Consider the following 12979-nt stretch of genomic DNA (forward strand, 5'->3'; position numbering starts at 1 on the left):
TCAGTCGAGTGGGATGAGTCCCCGGCGCGCGGCCTCCGTCACGGCGGCCGCGCGGTTCTCCACCCTCAGCTTGCGGTAGACGCGCACCAGGTGGGTCTTGACGGTCGCCTCGCTGAGGAACAGGGCCTGGGCGATGGCCCGGTTGCTCAGACCCTCCGCCGCCAGCCGTACCACCTCGACCTCGCGCCCGGTCAGATCCACGTCGGGGCTGACCACCTGGCCGACGAGTTCGCCGACGACCTCGGGGGCGAGGGCCAGGGCGCCGGCGGCGGCGCCACGGACCGCGCGGAAGAGCTCCTCGGGCGGCCCGGCCTTGAGGACGTATCCCCGGGCGCCCGCCTCCAGCGCCCGCACGACGTCGGTCCGCCCGGAGAAACTCGTCAGCATCAGCGCGGGCACGGCCGGGGCCTCGACGGACAACCGGCGGACCGCCTCGATGCCGTCGACGGCGCAGTCGGCGAACCGGAGGTCCATCAGCACGACGTCCGGCCTCAGCTCCGCGGCGAGACGGACGGCCTCCTCGCCGCTGCCCGCCTCCGCGATCACCTCGAGATCCGGTTCCCCGTCCAACAGGGCCCGCAGCCCTGCGCGTACGACGGCATGGTCGTCCGCGATCACCAGCCGAACGGTCATCCGGCGGTCGCCGGGGTCAGACGGGGAGCCGCCGCCGGCAGCACGGCCCGGACCCGGGTGCCCCGGCCGGGCGCGCTGGTGACCCGCAGGTCGCCGCCGCACTCGCGGAGCCGGGCGCGGGCGGCGGGCAGGCCGAAACCGCGGGTCGGACGGGCGAGGGCCCCGGCGCCCGCAGGGTCGAAGCCCACTCCGTCGTCCTGTACGTCGAGTTCGATCCGGTCCGCCTCGTGGTGAAGCGTGACCAGGACGTTCACCGCGCGGGCGTGCTCGCGGACATTGGCCAGCGTGCCCTGCGCGACCCGGAACAGGGCGGCGGCCGCCTGCTCGTCCAGGACGGGCCGGGGCTCGCCCGCGGACCGGAACCGCACCTGGGCGGCCGACCCCTCCTGTTCCGCCTGGGCGCACAGCAGCCGCAGCGAGCCCTCGAGTCCCTCCTCGGCGACGGCGGACGGGGTGAGGTCGTCGATGATCCGGCGGGTCTCGGCGAGATTGCCGTCCAGGCCGTCGGCCACCGCGCGCACCCGGGTACGGGCCGCGTCCGGCCGCCGGTCCCAGTCCCGCTCGGCCGCCTGGAGCAGCATCAGGCTGCCCGCCAGTTCCTGGGCCAGTGTGTCGTGCAGGTCGCGGGCGATCCGGGTGCGTTCGGCCAGCACGCCTGCCTGGCGCTGCTGTTCGGCGAGGATGTCGCGGGTGCTCCGCAACTCGTCGAGGAGGCGCTGGCGTTCGGCGGCGTCCCGCTGCTGCGTCCAGTAGAGGGCCACGGTGCCCCAGACCGCCGCCAACGGGACCAGCGCCATCTCCATGTCGAACCGGCCGGTCGAGCCGACCAGTCGCCAGCCCAGCACGCCGGAGATCGCGGCCACCGCGACCAGCGCCGCCCGTTTCCCCAGCGCCCGCAGGGCCGCGCACGCCAGCGGTATGCCGCACCAGGCGTACGCCCACGTCACCGGCGCCTCGACGAGGAACAGGAGGAAGCCCCAGAGACCGAGCAGCGTCGTGATCCAGGCGAGCCTGAGGGCGGGGCCGAGCCGGCTCCACAGGCCCAGACCCGCCCCGTACACCACGGCCAGCAGCCCGCTGAGGCTGACCATGTGCCAGCACAGCGGGCTGTTGAGATCGACGAGTCGCACGGCGGCGGCGCCGACGACCAGGAAGAACACGAAGTGCGGGGCGTGTTCCAGGGCGTGTCGGGTGCCGCGGACGGGAACGCGGTCGGTCACGGCAGATCCCCTTGGACTCACTGATCCACTTGGACAGGGCGTCCGAGTCTATCCGGGGGCTGTATGACCGATGTGAAGAGCTGGAGCGCGCTGTCCGGCCCTACGCGCCGGGGTGCAGTCCCAGCCGGCCGGGCGTGGGGTCACCCTTCACCTCGCCGAAGTACAGGGCGAAGGTCTGCTTCCAGCGCTCGATCGCGGCACGGTCGGCCATGAAGCGGGGGAAGCCGTCGAGGTGCGCGTCGGGGTACTCCCAGACCGGCTTGAGGCCTGCCGGGGGAGTGACGTCGGTGCGCACGGACCAGCCGTTGAAGGACCCCTGCTGGGTGGCGAGCGACAGCTGCCAGTTGAGGTACAGCTTGGCCGCGGTCGGGTTCGCGGCCTGCTTGAGGATCGCCGCGCGCTGGCCCCAGGCCATGAACGGGGCGCCGGTCGGCACGACCCACTTCACGGGCCCGGAGGCGAGCGGGGCGCCCGAGCCGCCGATACCGATCGCGTGGGTGCCGGCGCGGACCGCGTCGCCGGGGGAGTTGCTGCCCCGCGCGAAGCGCACGTCCTGGGCGGCGAGCCGGGCCACCCACTCCCAGCCGTACTTCTGGACGTAGAGCGAGTAGAGGTAGAGGACCGCGTCGTCGTCGTGCGGGTAGGAGGAGGCGATCCTGCCCTTCCACTTCGGGTCGACCAGGTCCAGCGGGGTGCGCGGGGCGCCCGAGCCGGCCGCCGCGGTGTCGTACATGAAGCTGAAGCCGATCGCCCCGATGGCGACCCAGGCGCCGTGCGGGTCCTTGAACTTGTCGTACACCTTGGAGAACCCGGCCGGCTTGTACCGCAGGAGCCTGCCCTGCTCCTTCCAGCGCGTGAAGTCCTGGAGGGTCTGCAGCTGTACGACGTCGGGGACGAGGGTGTCGGTCGCGAGCTGGTTGTCGACGCGGACGTCGTGGTACTTGCTGTAGTCCACGACCAGGGTCAGGTCGATGTCCGGGAACCGCTTGAGGAACGCGGCCTTGGTGAAGTCCTGCTGGGTCGGGGTGTCCCCGCCGGCGTAGAGGACGAGCTTCCCGCCCTCCGCGAGGGCCGCCCGGTAGAGCTCGTCGAGGGTCCTGGTCTCCTCGGATCCGGTGGTACGCGAGGCGGGGGCGGCCTGGGCCGAGTGGGCGCCGAGCGCGCCGATACCGATGGCCGCACCGGCACCGGTGGCGAGGACACGTCGTCTGCTGGGGAAGCTGGACATGCTGCGGGGACCTCTCTGCTGGGGGTGACGTACGCAGCTTGTCCGTTGCCGGCGGGTGTGCGCGTCCGCCGGGCGGAGCGATGGGCGCGCTGGAGTGGTAACCGCGATTCAACCGAACGATTGACCAGGCCTTTCGGCAGAGGCTTGCCACGCGAACTATTCCGATATATCGTTGACGCATCGCGACAGATCAACGATGGATGGAGTGATTGCGATGCGTTCCCATGGATTCGAACGTGGACACGGTGGACCCGGCCCCCGCGGCGGCCGAGGCGGCTTCGACGGACGGCGTGGTGCCTTCGGCCCCTTCGGGCCGGGCGGCGGCCCCGGTGGTTTCGGCGGACCCGGCTTCGGCGGCCCGGGCCCCTGGGGGCCTCGAGGGCGTGGCGGACCGAGGGGGAGGGCGCGGCGCGGCGATGTACGTGCGTCGATCCTGGCCCTGCTCAGGGACCGGCCCATGCACGGGTACGAGATGATCCAGGAGATCGCCGAACGCAGCGGCGGGGCGTGGAAGCCCAGCCCGGGTTCGGTGTACCCCACCCTCCAGCTGCTGGAGGACGAGGGCCTGATCGCCAGCGAGAGCGAGGGCGGCAAGAAGCTGTTCGCGCTCACCGAGGCGGGCCGCACCGCGGCCGAGGAAGGTCCGGACGCGCCCTGGGAGGAAGCCTCCCGCGGCGTCGACTTCGAGGCGCTGAACGAGATCCGTCAGGCCGGCTTCGGGCTGATGGAGGCTTTCGGCCAGGTCTGGAAGACCGGCAGCAAGGAGCAGCGCGACAAGGCCCTCGCGGTCATCACCGATGCCCGCAAGAAGCTGTACCTGATCCTCGCCGACGAGGACTGACGGTCACGGAGCCGTGAAGAGGCGCCCCGCGGAGCGATCCGCGGGGCGCCTTCGTGTGTCGCCGGGCCGCCGTCAGGTCACCAGCCCGGCCAGCTTGCGCAGCGACTCATTGAGCGCGGCGGTCGCCGAGTCCTTGAGCTTGCCCGCCATCAGCGCCACCGCGGCGCCGGTGAACTCGCCGTCGATGCGGACCGTCGTCGCGTCGCCGTCCGGGGTGAGGGTGTAGCGGTTGGCGACGGTCACCGCCATCGGGCCCTTGCCGCGGATGGCCAGCACCCGGGCCGGCTCCAGTTCCTCGATGGTCCACTCGACCTCGGCCGGGAAGCCCATCAGCTTCATGTTCTCCTGGAACGTGGCGCCCACTTCGAGGGCCGTGGGGCCGCCCTGCGGGAAGCTGGTGTGGGTGGCGTTCCACTCCCCGTACGCGGGCCAGTCCGTGAGCTGCGCCCACACCTTCTCGGCCGGTGCCTCGATGCGTGCCTCGGCGCTGACTTCGGCCATGCGACCACCCCTTCGGATCGGGCTACGGTGTCGCGGAACGTAGCCGCAGGGCCTGAAACATTCAATGCTGATGAACCGTCAGAAAGTGTGGAGACCCCGGACCGGACGTGGCGCTCAGGCCACGAGCCGTATCACCGCCGCGTCGAACAGGTCCCACGCCCGCGGGAAGGCGCTCTCGTCGTGGCAGTGCCACGCCTCCCAGAACAGGTCGGCGAGCAGCGCGTCCTCCGGGGCGTACACCCGGTACACGTACTGCCTGCCGTCGACGGCAGGCAGAGCCACCAGCCAGAACCTGGTCTCCATGTCCGTGTTGGACGAACGGGACAGCGGGGTGGTTGCGTTCGGGGCGCGGGGCAAGGAGGCGCGCGCCGCCGCCCGGTGAACGGCCTGATCTCATCCGTAAGGAGGAGATTCCGGCCACCGGGGTCCACTCTGTGTGGGACGCGAGAATGGTTCCCTCCGGGGATGACCCGGGTCGGCGTGGCTGATGAGGTGGGGGATGTGCCACCCCGTATCCCCCGGCAGTCCGTGAACGAGCCGGGCAGCAACCGCGCGGACATCGATGCCAGGCTCGGCGAAGAGCTGGCGGCGGTGGTCTCCGGAGCGCGCCGCCGATCGGTCCGGGACGGGGACCGGCAGATCGACACGGCCCATCTGCTGCACTCGCTCCTGGAGCACGACCCCGAGGTGCGCACCGTCTTCGAGGAGGGCCCGCAGCTCGCGCGGCTGCTCGGCTATCTCGTGCAGCGCAGCATCGGCTACGGACTGCGCTGGCAGGGCAGCGTCGAGGACTCCGGCCCGGTCCCCGTGGTCCCCGAGGCGGAGGGCCTCTCGCCGCTGGCCGCCGGTGCGATGGAGTACGCCGGTGAGCGCGCAGTCCGCCGTGGCGCCGACCGCGCGAACGGGACCGATCTGCTGGCGGCCCTCGTCGTCGACCCGCAGGCCCGCGCCGTCGAGGTCCTCACCCGCGCGGGCATCGACGCGGGGGCGGTGCTGGGCCGGATCGAGAGCCGGGCGCAGAGCCCTTCCTGAGCCCGGCGCGACACCCCTTTGTCCGCCCGCGGGCACCTCCTCGTCCCACCTGTGCGCCACCCCTTGCCCCGGCCGTGCCCGGTCCAGTCGCTGAGACAGGTGTCATCGGGGATGACGCTCCTGTCGTCCCCTGTCATCATGGGTCGGTGCATACGACTGACAGCAGGGGCGGCAACCGCGGAAAGGGCGTCGGGCTCGGGCTCGCGCTCGCGTCGGCGGTCGCCTTCGGAGGATCCGGTGTCGCGGCCAAGCCGCTGATCGAGGCGGGGCTCGACCCGCTCCATGTGGTGTGGCTGCGCGTGACCGGCGCGGCGCTCGTGATGCTGCCGCTCGCCGTCCGTCACCGCGCGCTGGTGCGCAATCGCCCCGCGCTGCTCGCCGGGTTCGGACTGCTGGGCGTGGCCGGCGTCCAGGCGTTCTACTTCGCCTCGATCTCCCGCATACCCGTCGGCGTCGCGCTGCTCGTCGAGTACCTCGCCCCCGCCCTCGTCCTCGGCTGGGTCCGCTTCGTGCAGCGGCGGCCGGTCACCCGGGCCGCCGCGCTCGGGGTGGTCCTCGCGGTCGGCGGGCTCGCCTGTGTCGTGGAGGTCTGGTCGGGGCTGAGCTTCGATGCCGTGGGCCTGCTCCTGGCACTGGGCGCCGCCTGCTGCCAGGTCGGCTACTTCGTCCTGTCCGACCAGGGCAGCGACTCCGGTGCCGACGCCCCCGATCCGCTCGGCGTCATCGCTTACGGCCTCCTCGTCGGCGCCGCCGTGCTCACCGTCGTCGCCCGCCCCTGGACGATGGACTGGTCCGTCCTCGGCGGCACCGGGGACATGAACGGCACCCCGGTCGCCGCCGCGCTGCTGCTGTCCTGGATCGTCCTGATCGCCACGGTCGTCGCCTACGTCACCGGCGTGGTCTCCGTGCGCCGTCTCTCCCCGCAGGTCGCCGGCGTCGTCGCCTGCCTCGAAGCGGTCATCGCGACCGTCCTGGCCTGGGTCCTGCTCGGCGAGCACCTGTCCGCCCCGCAGATCATCGGCGGTGCGGTCGTCCTGGCCGGTGCCTTCATCGCGCAGTCCTCGGCGCCCACCCATCCCACCCCGGAGCCGGTGGCGAGCGGCGGCCCCGAAAGGGAGTTGTCGGCCCGGTCGAGCGCCTCCTAGGCTGCCGATCATGCATTCCCACCGCGTCATCCTCGCGCCGCCCGCCGCCTGAGGCGGGCCCTCCGGAGATCACGCCCGGCCGTGCGCCGGGCGCAACGGTGCTGCCCGCGGACGAAGTCCACGGATCCCGCTGAGCCGGGTTCCTCACTTCTCCATGTCTGCGGAGACGACACGTGTCGAATGCTGCTTCCGGCCTGCCCGTCGGGCGAGGCCTTCTCTACCTGATCATCGCCGGTGCCGCCTGGGGCACCGCGGGCGCGGTCGCCGCGCTGGCCTACGGGGCCAGCGACCTGGGACCGGTCGCCCTGTCCTTCTGGCGCTGCGCTTGCGGACTCGTACTCCTCACCGCCGTACGCCTGGTGCGCCCGCGGCCCCTGACGGCCGTACGGGAACCGTTCCGTCGCAAGGCACTGCGGGCGGGTGCCACGGGCCTCGGGCTCGCCGTGTTCCAGACCGGCTATTTCGCGGCGGTGGAATCCACCGGACTCGCCGTGGCGACGGTCGTCACGCTCGGCGCGGGTCCCGTCCTCGTCGCGCTCGGCGCACGACTGACCCTGGGGGAGCGGCTCGGGCGCGGCGGCGCCGTCGCCGTCACCGGCGCGCTCGCCGGGCTCGGGGTGCTGATGCTCGGCGGTGAGAGTTCGACTGTCCGTCCGTCGGGCGTACTGCTCGGGCTGGTGTCGGCGGCCGGAGGGTCGTCGATGACGCTGCTCACGCGCCGCTGGGGTCGTGACGGCGGAGCGGACGCCGCCCGTACGTCCGTCGGGGTGTTCGCCGTCACCAGCGTGCTGCTGCTGCCGTTCGCCCTGGCCGAGGGCCTGGTGCCGCACACCGAGCGACCCGGCCTGCTGCTCTGGCTGCTCGCCTATCTCGCGGCCGTCCCCACGGCCCTCGCCTACGGCCTCTACTTCGCGGGCGCGGCCGCCGTACGGTCGGCCACCGTGTCCGTGATCATGCTGCTCGAACCGGTCGGCGCGGCGGTGCTCGCCGTCGTCCTGCTCGGCGAGCGGCTGACGACGCCGACCCTCGCCGGCACTCTGCTCATGCTCGGGGCCGTCACAGGGCTCGCGGTGACGGAGGCGCGCGGAGCGCAACGGCCGGTGGTCTGACGCCGAGGGGCCCTCGCCATGTGGTGAGGGCCCCTTCGCTCAGGCTCCGCGGCGGCGCAGCAGATGCTCGCGCGCCGCCGCGTCACCCGGCCCCGAGCGTTCCGTCAGCCTCTCCACGATCCGGTCCCGCACCTCCGGCGTCCGATGGTTCGCGTACTTGAACTTCGCGCGTACGCCGGTGACTTCGAGCCGCACACCCCGCAGACCGGAGAGCAGCCGGCCGTACGGCTCCTCACCGACCGCCACCTCGGCGGAGCCGCCTTCCGGCTGGAAGTGGCCGACCTGGCGGTTGAGCAGCGCCGCCTTCTCCGCCGGGTCGTCCACGACATGGGCCCGGCAGCGCAGTTGGACCGCCGCGTAGAAGCTGGTCGGTGTGCCGTGTTCGGGCGGGCTGTCCGGGGGCGCCTGCCAGGGGCCGGGGATGTACGCGTAGTCGTCGACCACGCTCAGCACGACCTCCGGGTTCGCCGGCAGAGCGGCCCATATCGGGTTCGGCCGGGCCAGATGCGTCAGGACCGTTCCGCTGGGGGCGTCGTACGTGAAGTGCAGCGGCTGGGCGTACGGCGGCTCGCCGTCCAGGCCGTTGACGACCAGCGTGCCGAAGTCGTGCACGGCCAGCCACTGTTGCCATTCGGCGTCGTCGTGGGGCGCGTCCCAGGGGTGGATCAGCATCACAGCGCCCGGAGGTAGTCGGGCAGTTCGGTCCCGGGGGCCAGGAGCGGGTCGGCGACCGGGGTCTCGTAGCCCTTGCGCAGCGGGACCACTCCGGCCCAGTGCGGGAGGTCGAGGTCCTCGGGCTCGTCGTTCACGCCACCCGTGCGGATCTTCGCGGAGACCTCGTCCAGGTCGAGGCGGATCACGGCGGTGGCGGCCAGCTCCTTCTTGTTGGCGGGCCGCGAGTCCTTGGACCGGCCGGCCACGACCTGGTCGACGAGCGCGTCCAGGGCGAGGAGCTTCTCCTCGGGGTCCGTCACGTCGTACGCGGTGCCGTGCACCACCACGGACCGGTAGTTCATCGAGTGGTGGAAGCCCGAGCGGGCCAGGATCAGCGCGTCGACATGGGTCACCGTCAGACACACCGGCAGCCCCGGGTCGGCCTGGCCGGTCATGCGCAGCGGACGCGAGCCCGTGGAGCCGTGCACATAGAGCCGTTCGCCGATCCGGCCGAAGAGCGTGGGCAGCACGACCGGCGCGCCGTCCCGGACGAAGCCGAGATGGCAGACGCAGGCCTCGTCGAGTATCGCGTGCACGACCTCCTTGTCGTACGACGCCCGGTCCGCGGAGCGGGTGGGGACCGTGCGGTCGGTCGCCGGGTAGGCGGTCGGCTGGGGCGTCGGCTGCTGGGTCCCCTGCATGGCTCTCTCCATTTGCGGTCCATATTGCACTAGTGCATAATCTACTTTGTGCTAGGAGGATACAAGATCCAAGGGCGTCGCGCAGCTGAGATCGCGGCGAGCGTCGAGCGTGCGGTGGGTTCCGGCGAGCTGGAACCGGGTCAACTGTTGCCGCCCATGCGGGAGTTGGCGGGCGAGCTGGAGGTGAATCCCAATACCGTCGCGGCCGCCTACCGGATCCTGCGGGAGCGCGGGGTCATCGAGACCGCGGGGCGCCGGGGCAGCAGGGTGCGGCCCCGGCCGGCCACGACCGGGCGCGAGGCCGTCCGGATGGATGTGCCCGAGGGGGTGCGCGACGTGGCGAACGGCAACCCGGACCCCGGGCTGCTGCCACCGCTGGCGAAGGTGTTCGCGGCGGCGGCCGAGCGGAACGACCGGGAGCCGGTCCTGTACGGCGACGCCGCCGTCGAGCCGGAGCTGGCGCGTCTGGCGCGGGCCGCGCTGGACGCCGACGGGGTGCCGGACGGGCCTGTCCACGTCGCCTCCGGTTCGCTCGACGTGGTCGAGCGCGTCCTCGCGGTCCATCTCAAGCCCGGCGACACCGTCGCCGTGGAGGATCCCGGCTGGGGCAGCCTGCTCGACCTGGTCCCGGCGGTCGGACTGCGCACGGCTCCCGTCCGCGTCGACGACGAGGGGCCGCTCCCGGACGATGTGCGGCGGGCGCTGGGAGCGGGGGCGCGGGCGCTGATCGTGACCGACCGGGCGCAGAATCCGACCGGGGCGGCGGTGAGCGCGGGGCGGGCGAGGGCGCTGCGGGCGGTGCTGAAGGAGTTCCCGCAGGTGCTGCTCATCGAGGACGACCATGGGCACGGCATCGTGGATCTGCCACTGCATCCCCTGGCCGGTGTCACGCACAGCTGGGCCTTCGTGCGGTCGGCGGCCAAGGCGTACGGGCCGGATCTGCGGCTCGCCGTGTTCACCGGCGACGCCGTGACGGTCGACCGGGTGCGGGGGCGGCAGCTGGTGGGCCCCGGCTGGGTGAGCCGGATCGGTCAGCGGGCCCTGGCGGGGCTGTGGGCCGAGGGCGCGGTGGACACCGGAGCCGTGTCGGCGGCGTACGCCGGGCGGCGGGACATGCTGATCGGGGCTCTGGCGGACCGCGGGATCGCCGCGCACGGCCGCAGCGGCATGAACGTGTGGATTCCGGTGCCCGACGAGACCGGGGCGGTGGCGCGACTGCTGCACGCCGGGTGGGCGGTGGCTCCCGGGGCCCGCTTCCGGACGGGTGCGGGTCCCGGGATCCGGGTCACGGTGTCGACGCTGACACGGGGGGAGGCGGTGTCGCTGGCGGAGGCCATCGCCGCCGCGGTCGGGGCCGGGCCGGTGCGGGGGTATGCCTAGCGGGCCGCGAGGTCGTGAGGGGGGTGCGGCTCGGTGGGAGCCGGTCGCGCCCCGCGGCCGAGCCGCGCGTCGATACGGCCCCGCAACCCTGACGGGGCGGTGTGGCGCACCTGCGTCAGAGCCGCGCCCGCCAGGACGATCACCGCTCCCACCGGCGTCGACCAGCTCAGCGACTCGCCGAGGATCGCGACGCCCGCGGCGGTGGCGATGACCGGGATGAAGTACGTGACCATCTGCGCGGTCGTGGGACCGACCTCCGCGACCAGGCCGTACTGGATGAGGAGGGCCAGACCCGTACCCAGGGAGCCCAGGGCGGCGATCGCCAGCAGGGGCGTCACGGCGAAGCGGCTGGGCAGGTCGGTGAACAGCGGCGTCACGACCGCCAGTTGCAGTGTCCCCAGCAGCAACTGGGCTCCGGTCATGGAGAGGTGGGAATGACCGGCCCCGGCCAGCGTGCGGCGGACGTAGATCCAGCCGATCGGGTAGCTCAGCGAGGCCAGCAGGGCCATCGCGGTGCCCCGGGCGTCCAGGCCGTCGAAGCCCTGCCAGGCGCCCAGCACCGTCAGGACGCCGAGGAAGCCGAGGCCGAGACCGGCGACCCGGGTGCGGGTCGGGCGGTCCTCCGACAGGGCGACCAGCGACAGGGCCATGCCCCACAGCGGCGAGGTCGCGTTGCAGATGCCCGCGAGCGTGGACGGGACCGTCAGCTCCGCGTAGGCGAAGAGGGAGAAGGGCAGGGCGTTCAGCAGGAACGCGGCCACCGTCAGATGGCCCCAGGTGCGCGCCCCGCGCGGCAGCCGCTCCCGCTTCACCGCCATCGTCGCCGCCAGTACCGCCGTCCCGAACAGCAGCCGGCCCAGCGTGACCTGGAAGGGCGCGTACCCCTCCGTGCCCACCTTGATGAGCAGGAAGCTGAAGCCCCAGATCAGCGAGAGGGCGGCGAAGCGCAGCCGCCAGTCGAGGGCGCGGGTCCGGGTGGGGACGGCGGTGGTCATGGGGCAACCCTGGCGCCGAACACCGCGTAGCACAATCGAGATTTTCACCCCGGTATCTCGTAGCATTGCTTACATGTTGAATCTGGAGCGCCTGCGCACCCTCGACGCCCTCGCCCGGCACGGCTCGGTGAGCGGCGCCGCCGAGGGGCTGCACATCACGACCTCGGCCGTCTCCCAGCAGATGTCCAAACTGGAGCGTGAGGTCGGCCAGCAGCTCCTCGCCAAGAACGGCCGGGGGGTGCGGCTCACGGACGCCGGCCGGCTGCTCGCCGAGCACGCGGCCCGCATTCTGTCCCAGGTCGAGCTCGCCCAGTCCGACCTGGAGGCCCAACGCGGACAGGTCGTCGGCGAGTTGCGGCTCTCGGCGTTCCCGACCGCCGCGCGCGGACTGTTCCCCGCCGCACTCGCCGCCCTCAAGGCGGAGCACCCCGCGCTGCGGGTCCGCTCGTGCGAGCTGGAACCGGAGCTCGGCATCGCGGGGGTGGTCCGCGGCGACCTCGACCTCGCCGTGGTCCTGGACTGGTACAACAAGCCGATGCCGCTCCCGGACGGCCTGGTCAAGGCGTCCGTCCTGGACGACCCGGCGGATGTCGCGATGCCGGTCGGACACCGGCTCGCCGACCGTGACGAGGTGGACCTCGCCGAGTTCGCTGACGACGAGTGGATCACCTGGGGGCAGGGCGAGTTCTGTCACGAATGGCTGATGTTCACCCTGCGCTCCAAGGGCATCGAGCCCATCGTCGGCCACCGCGCCGCCGAGACCCACACCCAACTCGGGCTCGTCGCCGCCGGGTTGGGCATCTGCATCGCCCCGCTGCTGGGCCGGCACCCGATGCCGGACGGCGTCGTCACCGTCCCGCTCAAGCAGCGGGTCCGCCGGCATGTCTACGTCGTCTGGCGCGCGGACGCCGACCGCCGCCCGTCGATCAGGGCGGCGGTCGAGGCACTGCGCGAGGCCGCGGCGAACGTCGGCTGAACTGCCCTACAGCGCGGCGAGCTTGCGGAAGTCCCAGGACACGATCTTGTCCGGGGTCAGCCGCATCCACGCGTGGCGTCCGTCGTGCGGCATCTCGTCGAGCCCGAAGTTCTTGCGCGCGAACAGCGTCTCCGGGACGTCGAGTTCGGCGTACAGATCCCCGACCCGCGGGGCCTCGCCCACGAAGTCCACGGCACCGGACAGCTCGACGCCACGCAGCTCGTCGTACTCCTCACCGGTGTCGATCACGATCGCGACCCGGGGATCGCGGCGCAGGTCGGTCCAGCGCTTGCTCTTCACCACCGAGTACAGCCACAGCGAGGTGCCGTCCCAGGCGAACCAGAGCGTGCTGACATGCGGGGCGCCACCCGTCGACACGGTGGCGACCCGGCAGGTGCGCTGACTGGTGAGGAACTCGTCCAGCTCGCCCGGCGTCATCATGATCTTCCGGCCCCGGCGCTGAGTGACGGTCATGCGGCCCCCTCTTCCTTCTCCCACGTCGTGCCAGAGGAGAGATCCTCTGACATCACGTCAGAAAAGGATGCGGCGTCTTCCGTCCTCACG

The 12979-nt window shown here is 72.5% G+C and carries 15 protein-coding genes; 6 read left to right on the top strand and 9 right to left on the bottom strand.

Annotated features, from left to right (window positions below):
• The 3 genes from ACIOHP_RS38755 to ACIOHP_RS38765 all read right to left on the bottom strand — a co-directional run bounded on the left by ACIOHP_RS38755 (position 1) and on the right by ACIOHP_RS38765 (position 3081).
• Positions 1-633 carry a response regulator gene (locus tag ACIOHP_RS38755; RefSeq protein ID WP_401894816.1) on the bottom strand — a complete coding sequence of 211 codons (633 nt, stop codon included), beginning with the start codon at positions 631-633 and terminating at the stop codon, positions 1-3.
• The gene (locus ACIOHP_RS38760; RefSeq protein ID WP_401894819.1) at positions 630-1853 is read right to left on the bottom strand and encodes a sensor histidine kinase; all 1224 of its coding nucleotides are present in this window, start codon (positions 1851-1853) and stop codon (positions 630-632) included. The genes ACIOHP_RS38755 and ACIOHP_RS38760 overlap by 4 nt, the downstream gene beginning before the upstream one ends.
• A gap of 100 nt (positions 1854-1953) precedes the next feature.
• Positions 1954-3081 carry an ABC transporter substrate-binding protein gene (locus ACIOHP_RS38765; RefSeq protein WP_401894822.1) on the bottom strand — a complete coding sequence of 376 codons (1128 nt, stop codon included), beginning with the start codon at positions 3079-3081 and terminating at the stop codon, positions 1954-1956.
• Positions 3082-3295: 214 nt separating this feature from the next.
• Here ACIOHP_RS38765 and ACIOHP_RS38770 point away from each other — a divergent pair, with 214 nt between their 5' ends.
• A complete protein-coding gene (locus tag ACIOHP_RS38770) occupies positions 3296-3922 on the top strand; it encodes a PadR family transcriptional regulator (RefSeq protein ID WP_401894824.1) in 627 nt (208 codons plus the stop codon).
• Between the two features lie 72 nt (positions 3923-3994).
• Here ACIOHP_RS38770 and ACIOHP_RS38775 read toward each other — a convergent pair whose 3' ends face one another.
• Complete coding sequence (locus ACIOHP_RS38775; RefSeq protein WP_266832712.1) at positions 3995-4423, bottom strand: SRPBCC family protein; 429 nt, start codon at positions 4421-4423, stop codon at positions 3995-3997.
• A 114-nt stretch (positions 4424-4537) separates the two neighbouring features.
• The gene (locus ACIOHP_RS38780) at positions 4538-4726 is read right to left on the bottom strand and encodes a hypothetical protein (protein WP_361547827.1); all 189 of its coding nucleotides are present in this window, start codon (positions 4724-4726) and stop codon (positions 4538-4540) included.
• 198 nt (positions 4727-4924) lie between these two features.
• Between ACIOHP_RS38780 and ACIOHP_RS38785 the strand changes: the two genes are divergently transcribed.
• From ACIOHP_RS38785 to ACIOHP_RS38795, 3 genes are all read left to right on the top strand, one after another.
• Positions 4925-5455 carry a Clp protease N-terminal domain-containing protein gene (locus ACIOHP_RS38785; RefSeq protein WP_401894828.1) on the top strand — a complete coding sequence of 177 codons (531 nt, stop codon included), beginning with the start codon at positions 4925-4927 and terminating at the stop codon, positions 5453-5455.
• 146 nt (positions 5456-5601) lie between these two features.
• On the top strand, positions 5602-6600 hold the full coding sequence (locus ACIOHP_RS38790; RefSeq protein ID WP_401894831.1) for an EamA family transporter: 999 nt from the start codon (positions 5602-5604) through the stop codon (positions 6598-6600).
• Between the two features lie 173 nt (positions 6601-6773).
• Positions 6774-7709, top strand: coding sequence for a DMT family transporter (locus ACIOHP_RS38795; RefSeq protein WP_401894834.1), 936 nt, complete (start codon positions 6774-6776; stop codon positions 7707-7709).
• Positions 7710-7748: 39 nt separating this feature from the next.
• On the opposite strand, the gene ACIOHP_RS38800 is transcribed toward ACIOHP_RS38795, so the two are convergent.
• Entirely contained in the window at positions 7749-8381 is a 633-nt protein-coding gene (locus ACIOHP_RS38800) for an FMN-binding negative transcriptional regulator (protein ID WP_361547371.1), read from the bottom strand.
• Positions 8381-9064 (bottom strand): pyridoxamine 5'-phosphate oxidase family protein, encoded by a 684-nt coding sequence (locus ACIOHP_RS38805; RefSeq protein ID WP_401894836.1) that lies wholly within the window; start codon positions 9062-9064, stop codon positions 8381-8383. Before ACIOHP_RS38805 ends, ACIOHP_RS38800 begins: the two co-directional genes overlap by 1 nt.
• A gap of 48 nt (positions 9065-9112) precedes the next feature.
• Here ACIOHP_RS38805 and ACIOHP_RS38810 point away from each other — a divergent pair, with 48 nt between their 5' ends.
• Positions 9113-10444, top strand: a complete 1332-nt coding sequence (locus ACIOHP_RS38810; RefSeq protein ID WP_401894839.1) for an aminotransferase class I/II-fold pyridoxal phosphate-dependent enzyme — start codon at positions 9113-9115, stop codon at positions 10442-10444.
• On the opposite strand, the gene ACIOHP_RS38815 is transcribed toward ACIOHP_RS38810, so the two are convergent.
• The gene (locus tag ACIOHP_RS38815; protein WP_401894842.1) at positions 10441-11439 is read right to left on the bottom strand and encodes a DMT family transporter; all 999 of its coding nucleotides are present in this window, start codon (positions 11437-11439) and stop codon (positions 10441-10443) included. The two genes, ACIOHP_RS38810 and ACIOHP_RS38815, sit on opposite strands and share 4 nt — an antisense overlap.
• Positions 11440-11512: 73 nt before the next feature.
• Between ACIOHP_RS38815 and ACIOHP_RS38820 the strand changes: the two genes are divergently transcribed.
• Entirely contained in the window at positions 11513-12415 is a 903-nt protein-coding gene (locus ACIOHP_RS38820) for a LysR family transcriptional regulator (RefSeq protein ID WP_361493548.1), read from the top strand.
• 6 nt (positions 12416-12421) lie between these two features.
• Here the strand turns inward: ACIOHP_RS38820 and ACIOHP_RS38825 are convergent, their stop codons facing one another.
• Positions 12422-12889 carry a pyridoxamine 5'-phosphate oxidase family protein gene (locus ACIOHP_RS38825; protein ID WP_401894845.1) on the bottom strand — a complete coding sequence of 156 codons (468 nt, stop codon included), beginning with the start codon at positions 12887-12889 and terminating at the stop codon, positions 12422-12424.
• Between the last annotated feature and the right edge of the window lie 90 nt (positions 12890-12979).

It is taken from the genome of Streptomyces sp. NPDC087859, assembly GCF_044742595.1.
Taxonomy (GTDB): domain Bacteria; phylum Actinomycetota; class Actinomycetes; order Streptomycetales; family Streptomycetaceae; genus Streptomyces; species Streptomyces canus_F.

Excerpts from the sequence above, each read along its gene's own strand:
- ACIOHP_RS38755 (WP_401894816.1), bottom strand. The coding sequence starts at position 633 with ATGACCGTTCGGCTGGTGATCGCGGACGACCATGCCGTCGTACGCGCA.
- ACIOHP_RS38800 (WP_361547371.1), bottom strand. The coding sequence starts at position 8,381 with ATGCTGATCCACCCCTGGGACGCGCCCCACGACGACGCCGAATGGCAA.
- ACIOHP_RS38775 (WP_266832712.1), bottom strand. The coding sequence starts at position 4,423 with ATGGCCGAAGTCAGCGCCGAGGCACGCATCGAGGCACCGGCCGAGAAG.
- ACIOHP_RS38770 (WP_401894824.1), top strand. The coding sequence starts at position 3,296 with ATGCGTTCCCATGGATTCGAACGTGGACACGGTGGACCCGGCCCCCGC.
- ACIOHP_RS38805 (WP_401894836.1), bottom strand. The coding sequence starts at position 9,064 with ATGCAGGGGACCCAGCAGCCGACGCCCCAGCCGACCGCCTACCCGGCG.
- ACIOHP_RS38825 (WP_401894845.1), bottom strand. The coding sequence starts at position 12,889 with ATGACCGTCACTCAGCGCCGGGGCCGGAAGATCATGATGACGCCGGGC.
- ACIOHP_RS38765 (WP_401894822.1), bottom strand. The coding sequence starts at position 3,081 with ATGTCCAGCTTCCCCAGCAGACGACGTGTCCTCGCCACCGGTGCCGGT.
- ACIOHP_RS38780 (WP_361547827.1), bottom strand. The coding sequence starts at position 4,726 with ATGGAGACCAGGTTCTGGCTGGTGGCTCTGCCTGCCGTCGACGGCAGG.
- ACIOHP_RS38820 (WP_361493548.1), top strand. The coding sequence starts at position 11,513 with ATGTTGAATCTGGAGCGCCTGCGCACCCTCGACGCCCTCGCCCGGCAC.
- ACIOHP_RS38815 (WP_401894842.1), bottom strand. The coding sequence starts at position 11,439 with ATGACCACCGCCGTCCCCACCCGGACCCGCGCCCTCGACTGGCGGCTG.